The following is a 20,719-nucleotide window of genomic DNA, read 5'->3' as shown; positions in this document are numbered from 1 at the left end:
TCCTTTAAATTATTCAAAAACTGATGGTTCTGCAATTCCTATATATTCAAGATTTCTATATTTTTCATTAAAATCTAATCCATAGCCAACAACAAATTCATTTGGAATTTCAAATCCAATATATTGAACCGTCACTTCCACTTCTCTTCTCTCAGGTTTATTTAAAAGTGTACAAAGTGATACTTTTTTAGGATTTCTGCTGCCTAAAATCTTCAAAATTTTCTTTAATGTAAAACCTGAATCAATTATATCTTCCACAACTAACACATTTTTCCCACTTATCGTACTTCTCAAATCTTTTAAAATTTTAACTTCTCTAGTGGTGTGAGTTCCTTCTCCGTAACTTGATGCTTCAATAAAATCAATTTCCAGTGGTAACTTGATTTCTCTGATTAAATCAGCCATAAAAACCACTGAACCTTTAAGCAGTCCGATTACTATTAGCGGTTCATTTTCATTTTTAAAGTCATTAGTTATTTCTTCTCCTAATTCTTTTATCCGTTTTACAATTTCTTCTTTAGTTATCAATTGCTTTTTTATTCCGAATTCCAAATTATTATTCATTTTTCTCCTTAAACTTAATTTCTATTTATTTCAAAATATTTTACTTTTTCCATTATCAATTTCTAAATATAGAAAAAGGAGCAACTTTCTGCCCCTTATTTAAATTATTTAACTTTTTCTACCAATTTTGCAAATTCGGCAGGGTTATTTAACGCTAAGTCAGCTAAGACTTTTCTATCTAATTCGATACCAGCTTTTTTTAGTCCATTCATAAATCTAGAATAAGAAACTCCATTTAGTCTAGCAGCAGCATTAATTCTTATTATCCATAATTCACGCATTTTTCTCTTTTTCTGTTTTCTATGTTCAGTTGCATAAGCCATCGCTTTTTTAACTGCTTCATTAGCTTTTCTATAATTTGATTTTATTGCTCCTCTATAACCCTTTGCTTCTTTTAAAACTTTTTTATGTCTTTTTCTTCTAATTATTCCTGTTTTTACTCTTGGCATTTTTTTTCCTCCTTGATTTCTTAATTCAGCCTATTTCTAATCTTTTATTTTTTAATTATCTTCCTTCTTGTCCAGCTAAAACTTTTTTAATTTTTCTTTCTGCACCTTTAGGAGCAATTGCATCTTGTCCTAATCGTTTTTTTCTTTTGTGAGATTTTTTAGTTAAAATATGACTTTTTCCTGAATGTTTTATGGAAATTTTTCCACTTCCTGTAACTTTTACTCTTTTTTTTGTTCCTCTATGTGTTTTCATTTTTGGCATTTTTTTTCCTCCTTAAATTGCTCTTTTATTCAATTTTAATTTTATTATTTTTTTGGCGATAATAAAATAAATTTTTGCACTTGTTCTTTTCCATATTTTTTTTCAACAACTGCATTTTCTTCAAAATGGCTCGCAAATTCATCTAACACCTTAATTGCTGAATCTGCATGTAATCTTTCCCTACCTGTAAGTCTTAAGCTAACTTTTACTTTATGCTCTTTTTCTATGAATTTTTTAATTTGAGAAATTTTTGTTGCTTTGTCGTGTTCATCAATATGAGGTTTTATTCTAATTTCTTTTACGACAACATTTTTTTGTTTTTTCTTATTTTCTTTGTCTTTTTTCGTTTTCTCATATTTAAATTTTCCATAATCCATAATTTTACAGACAGGTGGTGTTGCATTTGGTGAAATTTCAACTAAATCCAGCTCTTTTTCTGCTGCAATCGCCAAAGCTTCACGAACAGATAAAACTCCAAATTGCGTTCCATCATCACCAATTACCCTTATTTCTTTTGCTCTAATTCTTTCGTTCATTCTAGGTTCATCAAATTTATTAGTTCCTCTTATAAAGAACACCTCCTAAATTTTATATTAAACTTATTTAGCAATTGATTTCAAATTACTCTAAAATTTACTAGATAAATTTATTAAATTTTTTAAAATTAGAATTTAATCAAATAAAAAACAAGATATAAGAAACATCTTGCTCAAAATAGTTATTAAAATTCACGTATCAAAAAATACGATACTTAAATAAACATTAAAAAAATAACTATAACCTAACTCATCTAAAAGTAGTTTTCAAACATATGATGGAAAGGTGAGAAATAACATTTCTACTTCTAATTTAATATTACATAGTAATTTTATCATACATTTTATATTTTTGCAACAATTTTTTTTGTTTTTATTTTACAACTTTTCTTTTATTTTGCAACTTTCATATTTTTATTTTAAAATCTTTACATTTTAAAATTTTGTGATATAATAGAGAAAATTTAAAATAAAAAAAGGGAGGTGGTTAGATGAATCAAACATTTTCAAGATTTGCGATGTTAGTTGGAAAAAATAATATTCAAAAATTACAAAATTCAAAAGTTATTATATTTGGAATTGGAGGAGTTGGATCTTACACAGTTGAAGCACTTGCAAGGAGCGGAGTCGGTCATATTACGATGGTCGATTTTGACGAAATTTCAGAATCTAATATAAATAGACAGCTTCATTCACTTCACAGCACAGTTGGAAAATCTAAAACGGAAGTGATGAAAGCTAGAATTTACGACATAAATCCTGAATGTGAAGTGAAATTGATAAAACAATTAATTTACACTTACGAAAATGTGAAAAAAATATTTGAAAATCAAAAATATGATTTTGTCATCGATGCTATTGATGTCATTACGAGCAAAATAAATTTGATTGAATTTTGTGTAAAAAACAAAATAAAAATTATATCTTCTATGGGCTTTGGAAATAAAATGCATCCAGAGATGATCGAAATAGCAAAAATAAAAAATACTTCAGTTTGTCCAATGGCTAGAACGATTAGAAGTATTTTAAAAAAGAAAAGAATTACAGATGTGCCAGTTGTTTATTCTAAAGAGGTGCCTCTTGTTCCTGATAAATCCGAATTATTTAAAGAAGAAATGCCAACAGAATTTAGAAAAAATAATGAAATGCCAAAAAAATCAACTCCAGGAAGTAATGCATTCGTGCCAGGAACCGCTGGACTTATTCTTGCATCTTATGTTGTAAGAAAACTTTTAGAAATAAAATAATTATTGAGGTGATGTTAAATTGGAAATAAATAAAAAAAATTTTAGTAAGAAAGATTTAATTATAATAAGTTTAATTGTTTTAGGACTGCTTTTATGTATTTTTGGGTTAATGGATAAAATTTTTGAGCATACAATTTTTGATTTTTTTAAAAATTTGACTCGACCATATCTGGAAAAAACCTATAAAGAATCACAAAAGCTATTTTTGACACTTTCACTTTTAAAAGGTGCGGCTGATGTCATCGAAGGGAGTACTGTCAATGTAAATATGATTTTAGGAATGCAAATTGAAGTTGGAGATATAATTCAGCCTGTTTACGATTTAATAAATATCATTTGGAAAGTTTCACTAGCAAGTGTTGTAATTTTAAAAATTCAAAATATTTATCACGAAATTTTTCGTGTAAAATTGGCTACAATACTTATATTTACTTCACTGATTTCTTTTTTACCATATACTTTTTTCAAAAATAGTTTTACTGAAATATTAAAAAAGATTTCAAAATATTCTTTTTTTATTTTGATTTACATCTATATTGTTATTCCCGGGACAATTTTTGTAAATTCTCTGATTTCGAATTATTTTGAAACAGAATACAAGACTCCAGCAATTGCTCAACTAAACCAAAATCTGGAAAAACTAAATAATGTAAAAGACGGTATGCTTTCTTTAGATCAAAGCAAAAGTATTTTTAACATTCCTGGTCAAATAGATAGCGCCAAACAAAAAATTGACAATTTTTCAAAAGAAATTAACAATATTTCGCAAAGCATAATGGAAAATACACCGATCATAATAGGAATAATTTTACTCACAACTATTATTTTTCCTGTACTTTTAATGATTTTATTATATAAACTGACAAAATCTATTATTTTTGAAAAAATGTTAAAATCTTAAACTCTAAATATGCACTTTTAAATTTATCAAGTGCATATTTTTTATTAGACAGAATAAGAACTTAAAGACAAAATTCACACTAAACCGTGTTCAAACACTTGTCTTTACCCAAAAAAATCACGACATTTTTATACGATAATAAAATTTAAGTCGCCTGAGAATTTTCATACAGAAAAGACTGTCCTGCCTTATATTTTACTCTATCAAATATTCATGGGAAAATTGACTAAAAAACAAATATATATTATAATAAGATGTAATAAAATGAAAGGAAAAGTATACTATGTTTATAAACACTTTAAAAACAGGGTTTCTGATGTTTGCTTTGGTCTTTTTATTCACACTTATTGGTGGACTTTTAGGAAGTCAAAAAGGTGCTTTAATTGGTCTTTTGATTGCAGGTGCAATGAGTTTTTACAGCTACTGGTTTAGCGACAAAATGGTCATAAAAGCATATCGAGGACAATTGGTTACAAATGCTACTAATCCAAGATTATATAGAATTGTTCAAAGATTAGCACAAAATGCTTCGTTGCCGATGCCTAAAATATATATTGTTCCTGAAAGACAGCCAAACGCATTTGCAACTGGAAGAAATCCTCAAAATGCTGCTGTTGCTTGTACGCAAGGACTTTTAGAAATAATGGACGACAACGAACTTGCAGGAGTTCTAGGACATGAACTTGGTCATATAAAACATCGTGATATTCTAATCAGTACCATTGCTTCAACTTTTGCAGGTGCCATTGCAAATATTGCGAGATTTTTGCCATATTTTTCAAATTCAGATGACAGAAGAAAAAATAACAATATTGGTTTAGCTATGCTCGTTTCTATACTAGCACCAATAGCTGCAATGATTATTCAAATGTCAATTTCAAGGAAAAGAGAATTTATGGCTGATGAAGCTGGTGCTGAATTTTCTGGAAATCCGCTATATTTAAGAAATGCCCTAATAAAATTGGAAAATTACAGTCATGCCATTCCAATGGAAAACCAAAATCCTGCAACAGCTAATATGTTTATAATTAACCCACTTTCAGGCATTAGTAAATTTCAAGATCTTTTTAAAACTCACCCTGCAACTGAAGATAGAATAAGAGAACTTGAAAAAATGGCAAGACAACAAAATTTATTATAAAAATCAACTAAATTTATTTTTTTATAAAGAAAGTTGAAATAAAATATAAGATGGAGATTTGATTTATGATTAGTACATTTGCTTTTTTATCGTTACTTTTAATATTTGTACGACTTTATTCTATTTTATCACTATTATTTTTAAGACAAAATAGAACTCAATTTGCGGAAAGAGTAACAATTTCGACATTACTGTTTGAAGTTTTAGTCATTTTTCTCTACACTTTTTTCAGTAATTCATTCAAATATTTACTTCCCCCAGTTTTTATGCTGCTAAAAACTTCAAAATTTTTTATATTTAAAAATTTCTCACTATTATTTTTGATATATTCTATTATAAATATGACTTTGGTATTTACATTTAATTCACAAAGCATATTTAAATTCATAAACAGAATTTTTGTTGGGATTATTTTACTTACAAATATTATTTATGGATTTTTGTTAATAATGTAAAAAAAATTGTCTTAAAAGTTAACTTTTAGGACAATCTTTTTTTATAAAATTACTTTTTTACATATTTTCCTGTTTTTCCAATATTGCATTTACTTCTTCAACAATAATATCAGGATTTAATCCATGAGCTGCAATCCCTTCTCCAAGAGTTTCAGCACTTGAAATTATACACCCTACACATCCAAGTCCATATCTCATAAGAACCTGCGCAATAATAGGATAATTTTCTACCGCTTCCATAATATTCATATCTGTTGTTACTTTTGGCATTGACATTATATTTCATCTCCTTAAATTTAATTTGAATTTCAAATATTTTAAAAATTATTACTTTTTTATAGTATAACAAATAACGATTATTAAGTCAAATAATTTTCTTTTAAACGATGGTTTAAAAATTTTAGGGGCAGATTTTTAATTTTAAATTTTTTAAGTTATTCTTGATTACAAGATGTTATTTTGTTTAATATTATTTTTTTATTTTTTGCATAAGGGGAAAGGCCCGCCATTTCCCCTTATAATCCCCACGCTCGTCTAAGCATTTTTTATATGGTAGTAAAATTTAAACCGTCGGAGCATTTTTATGTGCTGACAAAACTGTCTGAGCGTAAGCGAGTTTTTTGGCAGTGCATAAAAATGTCGAAGACTAGCCGGGGTGCAGGGGTGCGGCGATGAGCACTTCTGCTTAAAAAAGGAATAGAAAAAAATTCAGTTCAGGAAAAGAAAATCCTGTTACTAAAATTATGGAATCTGCAACTAGACTTTCCAGTATTCAGAAAGAAGTAAAAGACTATTTTTTAAGTAAAGAATTTAATGAAAAAGTTAAAGATTTGATTTCAAAATTTTTGGAAAGATAAATAAAAAAAAGGGAGTGTCCATTTATAATTTTAGGAATTTATATAAAAAAATTTATGTTCTCAAAAGATTATATATTTCTCCGGACACTCTTATCAATATTGTTTCATTTTTTTTTACTTTTATAGAATCTGTTGGGTAAAAAGTTGTTTTAAAAATTCAAACTATATGTAATATAGAAAAAAAATAACCGCTGTCTTTTACAACAACGATTATTTGAAAATATAGCTTTATTTTTTTATAATTTCTATTTTTCCTTCTTCTAATAATTCTAAAATTAACATTTTAAATTCATCTATGTACTTTTTTCAAATTACTTTTCTTAAACTAAGTTTTAATAAATAGAAAACAAGTTTTCAAATTATTTGTCCAAGATTTTGGGTACACTCCAATCCCCTCTATTATTAACTTACCTTTCTTTTTATTTCCTAAGTTCAAACTTTTTTGTATTATTTTAATATAACAGTTCTTTAGCTTTTCACTAAACTATCACTCAGAAATGAAGAAAACTTTATTATATGTTTATAATATCTCCAGATACTGAAACATCTTTTAACTCTTCAAGTTCCGGATTATATCTTTTAATTAAATCTGCAACATATTCACTGAAATTCATTCCTGTTTCCTTTAAAGTCCTGTTCTCTCTGCTGTAATGATATACTTTTAAATCATTATCCCTTGTAGTTATAAAAATGTATTCAGAATTACTTTTTAAGTCAATTATAAAAGGTTTACCATCTCTTCCTTTTCCACGAAATTTATCTTTTTGTACATATTCCTGAAAATCATATTGTAACACTATTCTTTCTCTTATACTCCAGTCATTATATAATGACAGTTCTTCTTCTCCTAATAATCCTCCCAAACTTTTTCCTGCTATACTTAAAAATTCCCCGAAATCTCCCTTCACTTCTATATCATATAATTCTTCTATTCCTCTTATCTCATCATCATTGTATCCTGTAAATTCCTTCCTGTTCTTTTCAAGATATCTTTCAAGAAGGATAAAAAGCTCTTTGTTTTCTTTTCTTTCTGAAGATATATATTCCCTTATTTCCCTTAATCCTGTAATTCTTTTTTCAGATGTATCACACTGTACCAAAAGTTCTCCTACAGTCGAAAAATCTAGTGTAGGTTTTAATTCAGGAGTGTATCTTTCTACTAAATCAACCATGTATTCATTAAAATCCATTCCAGTATCCTTTATCTTTTCTTCATTCTCATCAAAACAGTATACCTTTAAATCATCATCTGCTGTCCTTATATAAAAATAATAGTTTTCCATTTCTATTGAAAATATGAATGGCTTTTTTTTCAGTTCATCATAAAATACTTTTTCTTCAAAATCTTCATCATCTATAAATCCAAAATAGTTCATCCTTAAATAGGAATCTATGTTCCAAGTTTGTCTATATAAAATAATAGGATCATCTCCCAGTAAATCTCCATCACATCTTCCGGCATATTTTAAGAACTCCCTGAAATCTCCTTTTGCTTCTATATCATATAGCTTTTCAATTTTAGTTATTTCTTCTTCACTGTATCCTATTGCCTTTCTTTCGTTTTTTTTTAGATATTCTTTTAGTATATCCATATATCTTTTATTCATCTTATCTTCCTTTCCCTTACGGATTTATTCCTGTTGTTCCTTCATAAATGGTTATTCTCATATCAGGATTATCTTTTGCAAAATCAAACATTGAAGAATTACAGTTTGGACACATACCTGAATTTTTTATAGATGTGTTCTGTACTCCAATATCTACTTTTACTTCCTTACCTGAATAATTATCCTGAATATAACTTGCCAGTTTCTTCTCTGCATGGTTTAGATTCCGTACTTTATTCCCATTTCGAGAAATCCCTGTATATGTCTTTACTGATTCACTGTCCTTAATAATAACCTTGTACTTCACATTATTAATAGTAACTTCTTTTGGAGCATTTCCATTCCATGCCTTACCGCTGACTGATAAAATATTTTCTACTTTGCCATCTTTTGTTGTTACTTTTGCCGTTGCAACAGATATACCTTTAACATCATATTTACCTTTGATATAATCTCCTGAATTTTCCTGTAAATAATTTCTTATCTTGTCTACATTTAATGCAGGATCTTTTATATCTGTTAATGGTTTTATACTGTAATTAGGCAGCCCTGTACTTTCAATATTTTTCTGTTGTTGTAACTTATAATAATGTCCTTCTTCAAGAACTGTCGCTCCTTTTCTTGTAGCTCTACTCTCTGTGGTTGTTGTTCGTGTAACAGGATTCTTAATTTTACTAGAAGTTATTTTCTTTACAGGTATCTTAGAAGTTGCAAAACCTATTGTCATATCTATTGGTGTTGAAACCAATAAGTTTTCAGTTTGTTTACGTTTTAATACCTCTTCTCTTGTTCCATATTGTACTTCTTCTGGTTTAAATCTTGCATAATTATCTCCAGCCCATGAACCTACTCCTAATGTAAGTGGACTTGTTAAGTTTCCTATTCCTTTCAACGTATTTTTAAATGCTCCACCAATGTTTCCATGAAATGCTGATTTTTCTGCTTCATGAAAATTATGAAACGATTCTATGGGATCTAATACTAGAGATTTGTAAAGATAACTTCCATAACCTTTAGGTCTTTTAGATTCTTCTACTGTTACAGTTTTATTTTTTCCATCTACTCTGACATAATAATCTTTATCTTTAGAGTTTCTTGTTTTTCTTTGTGCTTCTACTTTAGCGGCTTTTACTTGTTTTTGAACACCCTTATTATTATTTTCATATTCTTTATCTTTTGTCGGTACCATTTTGAAATTTCCAGTAGCAACTACTTGACCAATTGTAGAACTTGCTGCTTTTGCGAATACTTCATCAGATACTTTACTACTTCCATCGCCTATTTTTATGTTCTGATTTGCCACTATAAATGTTAATGTTCCAACTTTATCCGCCGACTTTGAGTATTTAGGTTCATTTTCATAGTATCCTCGAGCTATGCTATTCATATGTTCAATGAATTCTTTTTCTTGCTCTTTTTTTGTTTTATGTACAGGTCTTTTTTTCCTTTTTGGTGGAGATTTCTTAGTAGATTTTGGTGCTACTTTTTTTATAGCATATACAGTAGCATTTGCAGATTCCTTTATTGTTTTTTTAGCAGCAGGTCCACCTTTCAATACAGTTTTAATATCATTATTTAGAACCCTAGTTACATCCTGTTTCGTTTGTTTTGCTTCTTTATAAGCTCCTTTAATATCTCCTTTTCTAACTTTATTCAAAATAGAACCGACTCTACCAAAAAATTTATCAACATGTTTATTATTAAAATCAGCAGTAATTTCACTATTTTCATCCATAACCCCAACATTAAGGTCATCCGTATTAATACTTCGAGTCTTACCTTCCCCAGCCCTTTTCATCATATCATCATAAGCCAGTTCCCCTGCAACAGTCGCTTTTAATTGACCTTCATCATTTGCTTTTCCTTTTCCATCTTTTAAATCTTCAGAGATTTTCCATTCTCTTGCAACCAACGCTCTTGTTTCGCCATCTTCCACATTTTCATTGATAAATATTTTATTTGTCGTTTTATCATAAAATGCTTCGATTTCTCCACCACTTTTTCTTACTTCATCAAGTCTTGCCCTTACATTTTCTGGCAAATCAGGATCATCAGGATTAAATTTTTCTATTCCATTTATTTTTAAAGTATCCAGCACTTCCTGCGAGTTTAAATCTCCTGTTGCTATCAAATTCATTTCAGGTGCTGTCTTAACCCTTATTACAGCTTCCTTGATTTCGTTTAAGCTTCTTCTTTCAGGATCTCCGATGTCTTCTTTTCCACCATTTACAAGATTTTCTATTGTTTTTAAAACTGTTTCACCTGTCGCTTTTCCTTCAAGTATTGCTACTTCCAAATCTTCTTTAAATTTTGTTGGATTAGTAGCATATTCAATAGTCTGGCTCTCAATATTAACATTCGTAGAATGATGTTCATCTTTTGTAACTTCATTAGCTTTTGTAACATCCCTATTTATTGGACTTCCAGAAGCTTCTCCTATTTCTACATTTCCAACTACCGTATTTCTAGTAATTCCTTGTTTATCCCTGTCATCTTGATTAAATCCGATGTTTGTAACTCTAGGAGATTTTCCTAATGAAGTCCCTACTGAAATTCCAGTTGTTGTCATTGTATCGTAGTTTTGAATATCGTGGCCAACATACTTATCAACTTTAAATGTAGTACCATTTTCACTCTGTTTTCCAATAATTGCTCCAGTATTTTCAACTGTACCAACATGAAGATTACTTCCTTCTCCAACAATAAAGCTGCTTTGATTATCTACAAATGCTCTGCTTCCGCTTGTTCTGCTTCCATTTACATTTACGGAATTTGGCATTCCATTCGCACTTATTCCAATTCCTATTCCACTACTGCTTCCAGTAGTCGTACTTGTGTTCTGTCTGCTTTCTACAACAAGTTTGCCGATATTACCTGTAACTCTTCCGCCTTCCTGATTAAATCCTGAAAGTGTCATTGTACCAGTATTATTGTGAACTTCATTTACATTTTGAAAATTACCATTCTGATAAATAGTTTCAGTTGTATTCAAATTACTTCTATTTGCAGAAACGTTTCCGCCTATACTACTTGGCTTAATTTGTCCATTTGAACCTATTCCTGCACTTACTCCTGCTCCAAATCCTGAATTTTTGGAACTATAGCTGTTATGAAGCTCTACTGCTTCCTTCTGAATATTTTTAACATTGTTGTAGATAAATGTTCCGCCTTGTGCCTGTGTTCCCTGATAAGTTATGTTGTTTACATTGTTGTAGGTAATGCTTGAATTTTCATTCATTGGTTTCATTGTCGTAACTACGGCACTTTCAGTATGAGAGTTATTGCTTGATCTCGAAGTATTAAATCTTGCATTTATTCCGCCACTTACATAAAAGTCATTATTTACTTTAAAATTTCCAGCTTGAATATCCTGCATTGTAGCACGATTTCCGTCAAGTCTTGATATATTTTGCGACATTCCATTTACTGTTCCAGTTACAGAGTTCACTCCCGCTACAAGTCCACCTATTGTATCTCCCCTTCTAGCTTGCTTTACAGCTCCAGCTGCTTGTTCAATTCTATCTTTAATCGGACTGTTTATTCCAATTGACACACCAAAATTACTGCTTCTTGAAGTAGTTTTTACATCCCTTGTGTCAATTCTTGCACCATATTTTACATCGCCATTATTAATTTGAATATTTCCATACTCAAAATTTGTTGCCGTAATTTCCGCTCCGTTATTTAGCACACTTCCATCGCCAATTCTTAAATTTGATTTGGCATTTATCGTATCTTTTTCATCATAGGTACTGCTTGATTTTCCATAATTTAATGAAGCTGTTCCGTGACTAATTCCTGCACTAAATCCTCTGGATGTATTTTTTTCATAAAAACTGTTGTGCAGCTCTCTCGAATCTGTTGTCAATTTCCCACCAACAAAGGTATTTTCACCTAAATCAATGTTACTTCCAATTCCTGTCAAGTTTCCTTCGATTCTTGCTCCGCTAAGCTGTAGATTTCCTGCGACATTTTCTTCCTGATGAGATTTTATGTATGTACTGCTTTTAGAAACCATATTCTTACTTGTCTGTTTTGACTCCAAGTCGTAACTGTTTACAGCGGATTCCACATTCACTTTCCCAATTTTCAGACCTTGTGTATCTCCGCCAATAAATGCTGAGCCTGCAAGGTTCAAATTTCCTATTCTTCCTGAAGTAGAATTTGCAGTTACTTCTCCGCCTAAATGTTCTGTTGCGCCATATTTTGTGTAATTATTGCTGCCTTTACCAAATTTATCTTCACCGCTTAAAGACAATGCCGATACATTGAATTTATTTACATCAAGTTCAAGATGATTTGTGTTTAGAATTCCTCCTGTTGATTCATAGCTGTTACCCTTAATAAAAGTTAAGCCATTTGAAGAAATTTGCCCAATTGAACCTATTTCTTCATGCCAGCTTCTGTCAAACTCGCCATTATTGAATCCTACTTTTTTTTTGGTTGTATTGTTGATTACATTTCCATTTTCAGAAATTAAACCTACAACTTCATTTCCCTTTATCTTTCCGCCGATATTTTCAATATTTCCAACTGAACTTATGAAAGTTCTATCTCCTGAAATTTCAGAAAGAAGATTTGTTGTAGTCTCATTTCTCACAGTATTTGCCTCAACATAGGTAACTCCGCCGTTACCCCATTTTGTCCCGTCATTTACAAAATCTTTAGTCTTGACATAAGTTCCATTTATTCCACCAATTCTATTTCTAGTGTCATCGCTTATGCTTTCCCTAGTTCTGCTCGATAAGTAAATTTGCGGTGTCAAAACACTGACTCCATTCACTTCCTTTGAGACATACCAGATAATATCTTCATTCAGGGCATTTATCTGATCCTGAGTCAATGCCTGACCGACAACAAGACCAAGCCTTGCCTTTTCATCAGCCGCATTATCCATCATTGACTGAATCAATTCCTGATTAGACTTTCCATTTAAAAAACTTGTTCCAAGCTTTTCATTTAAAGCTCTTGTTAGCAATTGATTTTCATAAAAAGCATCTCCTAATCTTTTACTTCTGTCCCAAATTTCCGAATACCCAACTCTTGAAGTAAAGTAGTCGCTTCCATAGTATTGACCTAAACTTATGTATTTTGAACGAGTTTCTAGAAGATATTTTGAAGATGGACTCATATTCATCGTAAACATTGCACTGCTTAATAGTGGGTTTACATCAATTGTTCCAGTTTTTTTAATATTTTGAATAACTGAATTATTCCCTGAAATTTGTATTGCCCTGTCAAAACTATTATTGCTGCTGCCATTAACCTGTAAATTTCCATTAAAGCCGCTATTTACTTTGGATAGTAAAGCATTTCCAGCAACCTGAACCGCTCCATTTGCTGAACCTGTACCCTTGTTAATTCCTATTGAATTTGAAGAAATCAAGGCTCTACCAGTTGCCCCACCATTATTCAGTACTTTTCCATTTCCTGCCTCAATGGAATTTTTTATGATATTTGGAGCATTTACATTTACTACAGCCCCTTCAATGATGGAAGGCTGTCCACTTTCATATCCGATTCCACCATTTTCTAAATATCTATTGTAAGTTCCATTTGCAGAACTTTTTCTGCTTCCATGTCTATAAGTTAGATACAATTTTTCCTGTCCATTTTTTAGCTGAACAGCATTTCCTAAAGTTACTGAATTTTCAAAATTAGTTGCATTTATGTCAACAAGTCCACCACCTGAAATCAAACTGTCCCTATTTTTAACATTCCCTGAATTAATTATGATATTTCCACTTGCAATTATTTTACCATATTCCGTATCTGCATTACTTTTAATTTTTCCTGTCAGCATATTACCAGGTACTTCTGTTGTATTTGTTTTAGTTGTCTTGCTTCTCTGATACAATTTAGAACGTGCAACATCAGGATATTTTGAAAACATTAATGAGTTTATTTTGGAATTTCCAGTATGTTTTTTTATCATCTCTTCAAGCCAGTTTTTTTGATGTCTTTTCACACTTGACCTATGACTGCTTGAATGTTGAAAATCAGGTTCACTAAATACCCATTCATTGGCAACTTCGGATTCAGACAATCTTATTCCATCCCAAGTTTCATAGTATTTTTCATAGCTTCCAAGATTTGATACTCTTCCGATATTCTGAAAATCATTTGAAGTAACAAAAATATCCCCAGTTGACTGAACAGTTCCAACATTATTAGTGATTTTAGAAGCATTCAGGTCCATATTTCCACCAAGAATCTCACCTTCATCATTCAAAATTTCAGAACCTTTGATTATCAGAGCATTTCCACCATAAATACTTTTATCTTTATTATTTAAGACCTTACTTTTAGCATTCATCTCAAGATAATTGTCAAAAGCAATCAAATCATTGTTAGTAATGCTGTTTCCATTAATTTTACCATCATTTCCAGTAATCATATTATTGTTTACAACATTCCCACGGCCATCAATAATCACAGCATTTGAAGCCAGTTCCTTATTATTTGTAAAATCATTAGAACTTATTTTAATAAGCCCCGCCCCTGTCGTATTTCCATTGTTTGTAATGTTGTTTCCTGAAATTTCAAGCAAACTTTCTCCATGCAGATTTCCAACCAGATTTAGATCCTGGTCAGTTGTAAGAACTGTCTTATTCCCTTTTACAGTTCCAGTATTATCAAATTTTTTCGCATTTTGCATAGAAATTTCTCCAGACAAAATCTGTCCAATATTTGTAATACTCGAATTATTTAGCAGTATTTTACCATTTGAAGCCATTTTCCCTGAATTTGAAACTGTCGCATTATTTGAATTTATGTCGTTTACTGCCAGCATTTCTTTTGTATTTGTTAAAGTATTTGTCGTTAAATCAATGTCATTTGCTGAAGAAATACTTCCATTATTTTTAGTGTCATTAACTCTTGCCCTAATGTTGTCAGCCGATATTTTACCGCTATTTGTGAATTCCCAACCAGTTATATCAAGATTTTTGCCTTCAATATTTCCGCTGTTGATCATTGAATCTGAAGTCGTAATATTCCCATTTGTTGCCAGAACTCCTGAATTTTCAAGCCTTTGCGATGTAACATCACTTCCTGCGGCAATTTTTCCAATATTTTTAACATTTTTAATATTCAATGTTCCATTAGTCAAAATTTTCCCAGAATTATTGACATTTTTTCCTGAAATTTTTCCAACAGCTGTAATATCTTTAGTATTTTCAATATCCGCCGTCTTCAAATCATTTCCAACTTCAACTTTTCCATCATTTTTCAAATTATCAGTTTTAAGATTTTTAGAATACATAGTTCCTGAATTTTGAGTATCTTTCCCTGAAATATCCTCATTTACAGCAATCTTTCCAGTATTCTTAATATTTTTTGAAACAGTCAGACTTTTTCCTGATTCTAAATCCCCACCATTTTCAAGTTCTCCTGAAACTGTAATTTTTCTATTTGCCCTAACTTTTCCTGAAGTTTTTAAATTATTTCCTGATATTGATCCTACAGCCTGAATTTCTCCAGTATTTTTAATATTTCTAGCTTTTACATTCTCATTTGAAGAAATTTTACCATCATTATCCAAATCTTCAGATTCCAAGTTTTTAGCAGAAATTCTTCCCGAAGTTTTCAAATCATCTGTAGATACATCTTCAGCAGCTGAAATCTCTCCTGCATTCTTAACTTTTCTAGCTTTTACTTTTCCATCTGCCAAAATTTTTCCATCATTTTCTAAATCATGGGATTCAAAATTTTTAGAAATGATTTTTCCTTTTGAAACCACATTCTTACCAGAAAAATCACCATTTGTCGCTATCTCTTTAGTGTTTCTTACATTTCCTGAAACCTTTATATCTTCTACAGCTTCCAAATCCCCATCATTTTCAAGCTTCCCTGAAACTGTAACTTTTTTATTAGATTTTATGCCTCCTGAAGTTTTCAAATCATTTGTGGAAATATTTCCAGCAGATGCTATTTTACCAGTATTCGTAACATTTTTAGCCCGAAGATCTTCATTTGTAAAAATTTCTCCATCATTTTTAAGGTCATTCACTCTTAAATTTTTAGAAACTATTTTCCCGCTTGAAACAGCATCTTTTCCTGATAAATTTCCGCCAGCATAAATTTTACCGCTATTTTTAATGTTACTTGAAACCGTAATATCTTTAGCACTCTGTAAAGTTCCGTCATTATCCAAATCACCTGAAATATCAAGAGCTTCATTTGTTCTAATGCTTCCACTTGAAACCATACTGTCGCTTGATATTTTCCCAACGGCTGAAATTTCTCCAGTATTTTTGAAATATTTTGTTTTCAAATCCGCATTAGTAAAGAGTTTTCCATCATTCTGCAAATTACTTGTTGTAAAATTATTTGCAACAATTATACCTGATGAAACTGCATTTTTACTTGACAAATCTCCATTAGTTGAAATATTTCCGGAATTTAAAATATCATTTTTTACAGTTATTTTGTCTATAGAAGTCAAGTTACCTGAATTATTTAACTTCCCGTCAATCCCTGTGCTTTTAGAAACTTGAATGTTGCCACTGTTTTCCAAGTTTTTAACATTCAAATTTCCACCTGTATTAACAGCTGCCAAAACATTTTTAAAATCATCAGCCTTAAAATTCCCAGCAACATTAATATCGCCTGTATTCAAAAGACTTCCTGTATTAAAATTCCCTTCAGAATATATTTTAGAGTTATTTTGAGTATTCCCATTTAAATTAATATCCCCAGCTGCCTGTGTTTCTCCATTTAGCTTAATATTTTTAGCATTGATATTAATTCCTTTATCAGAACTGGCAAGTTCAGCCTGATCGTACTCCGTACCATTAATTTCAATACCGTTCCCTTTAATTTTAGCAACATTAATTTTCCCATCTGCTGTAATTTCAAGTTTTTTATCTCTTGAGTAAACAATTCCCCTTGAGTTTACTCCTGCACCCTTATCAGTACTGATTATGCTGATCTGCCCTGCATACATCGAACCCAGTTTACTTGCGTCAATTGCAACAGAATTTATTCCGTGCTTTGAAGTAACTGCACCATTTTTATCAACTGTATTTTCTCCAAGAGTTACATCAACCTTGTTTCCGACAAGACTTCCCTGCAATTCAAGAGCTTTTGCAATTACATTGACATAATCCGTAGTCGATGCGTCAAACCCATTTGAGCCTATCACGACTCTTCCCTTTTCAACATCAATTCCTACGAAGTCTCCATTCTGAAGCTTTACTCTTCCTGTAGTCGGAACAAAATTTCTAATATTAATGGTTCCCGCACCATTTAAGTAAATACCATTTTCATTACTCAAAATCACATTTACCTTCTGACGGCTCAAAGCTTCCAGATACCCTTCAATATCTGAACGGTTAGACCCGTTTACCTGAAGGATTATCAAGTTTGCAGCCTGGTTGGCAGCCAAATTCGGATTAGCATTAATAATCCCGGCAAGATGGCTACGCCCAATGTTATCAGCATTATTAAGCACTTGCCCTTCATGACCGACATTGTAGTCAAGAAACTCATTAATACTTATTCCACGACCATTCGGAGTAGAAATATTAACGATTGGAGTTCCATTTCGTGACATGTCAAGTTTTGTATTGTATCTTGAGTTAGGATCTAGTTCAAGATTTGCTGCAAAGCTGCTCATATTCATTGACAACATCAATAAGAATGCAATCGACTTCCTTAAAACCTTACTTTTCAATCTGTCTTCTCCTTTCATATTAATAAATTCTTCAATTAAATTCTTTTTGAGATTAAAAAAATTCTCAACTGATTTTAATATTTAATAAATAATATTTTTAAACACTTTTTCATTAAAATTTTTAATTAATTTAAAAACTAATTTTCATATTTCCACTAAAGTATATATCTTGCTTTTTAGGATTCAAATAATCTGAATGTGCCATTGGCTTTGCATATCCAAAATCAAAATCAAGATATTTTGTATTAAGCCTTAATCCTGTTGTAATTCCTGTTACATGTCCTCTTGCATATTTTGAATTATCCTTGTTATATTTTGCCGTTCCATATCCATAACTCAAATATGGTGAAATTATTGCAAATTTTTTTATAGGAATATTGTATGAAATCTCATTGTCAATTTCAACTGCTTTATCCCCTTGTATCGTATCATTCTTGAATCCTCCGACACTTCCTACACCGCCTATTGTCTGTCTTTCGCTTCCGTAAAGCACATCATTTGAATAACTGCTGTTAAATATTTGCCCTGTATACAAATTTATTCGTAATAGGCTTATAGTAGCTTACATCAAGAGTATATTTATCAAATTGAGCCTTTGGATTTATATCCAGCTTTCCATTATCCCTTTCTGCTCCAAAAATTTTAAGTCCTCTTTCATATCCTAAATTTACTCCCAGAATACCGCTAAATAGAGATGTCGTTGTATTTAAGCCAACTGTCCCTATTGACAATTTTCTATTTGATAGAACTGACTTTTCCAAATAGTTCTGATTATGCTTCTGTTTTATCCCCGCTTCAAAACTTACTTTGCTCTTTTGATTTCTGAACAATATTTTTTCCAAATTTGCTTGTGTAGTCCGACTCGATGAGTACATATCATAAACTGTATTTCCTGAATAGAAACTGCTTTCCTGAATACTTTTATTTGAACTAAGTTTTAAAGTATATGTTCTAAATTTCATCGTATATCCAAAATTAAACATATCAAGCCGTCTTTTATATGGCAATGTATCTCCGTTTGAAGGATCATAACCAACTGGACCAATTGGTAAAATTTCTCCCGGAGCTAAATCTTCTATGTTTTTCTTCCAGCTTCTGTCAGGATCTTTTTTAGGAACTGTCATATATGTGAAATAGAAGTTGTCCCCAATGCCAAGAGGGCTGTCAATATTAAGGTTTATACCTCTTCTCCAAATTCCGTTCTGCTTATCGTCCCCATAGTTGTTAGTCAAAATTCCAACAGTATACTTATTCTTTAATCTGTTTTTTACTTCAATTCTTGAGTAGTTTTCACGGCTTGAAGGAACAATGTCCATCTTCATATTATTAGCGCCGATAGAGTTAAAATTATCCGTAGCAGTATCCAGATCTCTTATATTCAACACTTTCCCTCTGTTTTTAGGGAACATAAAAAATTCCTTATATTTATCAAGTCCATTGCCAGAATTAATTCTGACATCTTCAATCTTCCCTGCGACAACTTTTAAGTTTAAAGTTCCTGTGGTCAAATCATTTTTATCTGAAACTGTCGCAATACTTGTAATATACCCTTTAGAAACTAATTTATTAGTAATTTCAACCAGAATATTTTGAATATCGCTGCTTCCCATTTCCAAATATTCATATTTTTTAATTATATTATTCTTTTCTTTCTTAGAAAGTAGTTTGTCTTTATCTTCAATATCAATTTCATTTATCAAAAACTTTTTAGAATTTTTATCATCAAAGTTGCTATCTTTATCAATTTTTGGAACATCATTAAATCTGGTATTTTCAAATTCTTCTTGACTTTTTTGCTGCTCCATCCTGCTTCTTTCCTGCTCTTGTTGTCTTTGCTGAATATCTAAAATTTTAGTAGCATCATCAACAGGTGCTGAAAAATTAATAGTAGCTAGAGAAAAAATTAGTATTGTTATATATTTTTTTATATTTTTCACCTCCTACTAATATAAATTAAATAATTTTAACATAAATCAGAAGGAATGTCAATTAAAAATTTTAGACGCGAGTAAAATATTTAAGGGAAAAGAAAAATTTCTACTTTGAGTTTTTTATAGTCCAAATCATACTATCGTATAAATGGGAAAATAATATTAAACAAAATAACATCTTATAAATAAAAATAACTTAAAAAAATTTGAAATTAAAATTTACCCCTAAAATTTTTACACTATCATTTTGCTACTACAAATTTTTTTATGTATGTACCAATTAATTTATAATTTTTAAGCATAAAATATGTTAAACAATTTAAAGAATAATAGCTAAAATCTTTTGAAAGATGAATTGCAGCTTTTAAAATAAACTAATCAAAAAAAGGATTGAATTAAAAATCAATCCAACCCCAGTAATTTATTTATTTAACCATTTTAACTAACTATTTAATTGCATCTTCGTATCTTTCAGCGACTCTATCCCAATTAATTACATTAAAGAATGCTGAAATGTAATCAGGTCTTCTATTTTGATAATTCAAATAATATGCATGTTCCCAAACATCAATTCCCAAAATAGGTGTTCCTTGTGAACAGCTGCAAGGCATAACATTTGACATCAGTGGACAATCCTGATTTGCTGTTGAAGCAACTTTTAATTTTCCATCTTTATTTACTACTAGCCAAGCCCATCCTGAACCAAATCTTGTAGCCGCAGCTTTTGAAAATTCATTTTTAAAGTTTTCAAAACTTCCAAATGTTTCGTTAATTTTTTCAGATAATTTTCCAGTTGGTTTTCCACCAGCATTAGGTCCCATTATATCGAAATACAAATTGTGGTTATAATATCCACCACCATTGTTTCTAATAGCTCCTCTGATTGCTTCTGGCAACGCATCCAAGTTTTTCAAAATTTCCTCAATTGGTTTTTCCAAAAACTCTGGTGCATTATTTTTTAAAGTTTCATTTAAATTATTTGTATATGTTGCATGATGTTTTCCATAATGGATTTCCATTGTTCTTGCATCAATATTTGGTTCTAATGCATTAAAACCATATGCTAATTTTATTTGTTTAAACATTAAGTATC

General features: G+C 30.5%; 14 protein-coding genes. 3 read left to right on the top strand and 11 right to left on the bottom strand.

Annotated elements, in window-relative coordinates; translation table 11 throughout:
• Positions 1 to 9: 9 nt before the first annotated feature.
• From hpt to infC, 4 genes are all read right to left on the bottom strand, one after another.
• Positions 10 to 564, bottom strand: a complete 555-nt coding sequence (hpt, locus tag AXF11_RS00200; RefSeq protein ID WP_068153956.1) for a hypoxanthine phosphoribosyltransferase — start codon at positions 562 to 564, stop codon at positions 10 to 12.
• A gap of 104 nt (positions 565 to 668) precedes the next feature.
• Entirely contained in the window at positions 669 to 1,013 is a 345-nt protein-coding gene (gene rplT, locus AXF11_RS00195; RefSeq protein WP_068153955.1) for a 50S ribosomal protein L20, read from the bottom strand.
• A 55-nt stretch (positions 1,014 to 1,068) separates the two neighbouring features.
• A complete protein-coding gene (gene rpmI / locus AXF11_RS00190) occupies positions 1,069 to 1,275 on the bottom strand; it encodes a 50S ribosomal protein L35 (RefSeq protein WP_068153954.1) in 207 nt (68 codons plus the stop codon).
• A gap of 44 nt (positions 1,276 to 1,319) precedes the next feature.
• Positions 1,320 to 1,811: a translation initiation factor IF-3 gene (infC, locus tag AXF11_RS00185; RefSeq protein WP_068153953.1), complete on the bottom strand. Its 492-nt coding sequence runs from the start codon at positions 1,809 to 1,811 to the stop codon at positions 1,320 to 1,322.
• Positions 1,812 to 2,302: 491 nt separating this feature from the next.
• Between infC and AXF11_RS00180 the strand changes: the two genes are divergently transcribed.
• The 3 genes from AXF11_RS00180 (at position 2,303) to htpX (ending at position 5,100) form a co-directional block, all read left to right on the top strand.
• On the top strand, positions 2,303 to 3,058 hold the full coding sequence (locus AXF11_RS00180) for a tRNA threonylcarbamoyladenosine dehydratase (protein WP_068153952.1): 756 nt from the start codon (positions 2,303 to 2,305) through the stop codon (positions 3,056 to 3,058).
• 19 nt (positions 3,059 to 3,077) lie between these two features.
• Positions 3,078 to 3,959 (top strand): hypothetical protein, encoded by an 882-nt coding sequence (locus AXF11_RS00175; RefSeq protein ID WP_068153951.1) that lies wholly within the window; start codon positions 3,078 to 3,080, stop codon positions 3,957 to 3,959.
• Between the two features lie 283 nt (positions 3,960 to 4,242).
• A complete protein-coding gene (gene htpX, locus AXF11_RS00170; protein WP_082729349.1) occupies positions 4,243 to 5,100 on the top strand; it encodes a zinc metalloprotease HtpX in 858 nt (285 codons plus the stop codon).
• Positions 5,101 to 5,317: 217 nt separating this feature from the next.
• Here htpX and AXF11_RS10505 read toward each other — a convergent pair whose 3' ends face one another.
• The 7 genes from AXF11_RS10505 to AXF11_RS00145 form a co-directional block, all read right to left on the bottom strand.
• Positions 5,318 to 5,488, bottom strand: a complete 171-nt coding sequence (locus AXF11_RS10505; RefSeq protein ID WP_156440348.1) for a hypothetical protein — start codon at positions 5,486 to 5,488, stop codon at positions 5,318 to 5,320.
• Between the two features lie 124 nt (positions 5,489 to 5,612).
• Positions 5,613 to 5,825, bottom strand: coding sequence for a DUF1858 domain-containing protein (locus AXF11_RS00165; RefSeq protein WP_068158065.1), 213 nt, complete (start codon positions 5,823 to 5,825; stop codon positions 5,613 to 5,615).
• Between the two features lie 1,099 nt (positions 5,826 to 6,924).
• Positions 6,925 to 8,019 carry a hypothetical protein gene (locus tag AXF11_RS00160; protein ID WP_068153950.1) on the bottom strand — a complete coding sequence of 365 codons (1,095 nt, stop codon included), beginning with the start codon at positions 8,017 to 8,019 and terminating at the stop codon, positions 6,925 to 6,927.
• A 16-nt stretch (positions 8,020 to 8,035) separates the two neighbouring features.
• Entirely contained in the window at positions 8,036 to 17,695 is a 9,660-nt protein-coding gene (locus AXF11_RS00155; protein WP_231724714.1) for a two-partner secretion domain-containing protein, read from the bottom strand.
• Between the two features lie 130 nt (positions 17,696 to 17,825).
• On the bottom strand, positions 17,826 to 18,230 hold the full coding sequence (locus tag AXF11_RS10980) for a ShlB/FhaC/HecB family hemolysin secretion/activation protein (protein ID WP_250635734.1): 405 nt from the start codon (positions 18,228 to 18,230) through the stop codon (positions 17,826 to 17,828).
• Positions 18,208 to 19,632 (bottom strand): ShlB/FhaC/HecB family hemolysin secretion/activation protein, encoded by a 1,425-nt coding sequence (locus AXF11_RS00150; RefSeq protein ID WP_250635733.1) that lies wholly within the window; start codon positions 19,630 to 19,632, stop codon positions 18,208 to 18,210. The genes AXF11_RS10980 and AXF11_RS00150 overlap by 23 nt, the downstream gene beginning before the upstream one ends.
• Positions 19,633 to 20,072: 440 nt before the next feature.
• Positions 20,073 to 20,711: a superoxide dismutase gene (locus AXF11_RS00145; RefSeq protein WP_068153948.1), complete on the bottom strand. Its 639-nt coding sequence runs from the start codon at positions 20,709 to 20,711 to the stop codon at positions 20,073 to 20,075.
• Positions 20,712 to 20,719: the final 8 nt, after the last annotated feature.

Source organism: Leptotrichia sp. oral taxon 847 (assembly GCF_001553645.1).
Taxonomy (GTDB): Bacteria; Fusobacteriota; Fusobacteriia; order Fusobacteriales; family Leptotrichiaceae; genus Leptotrichia.
This window is presented reverse-complemented; position numbering and strand designations above follow the sequence as displayed.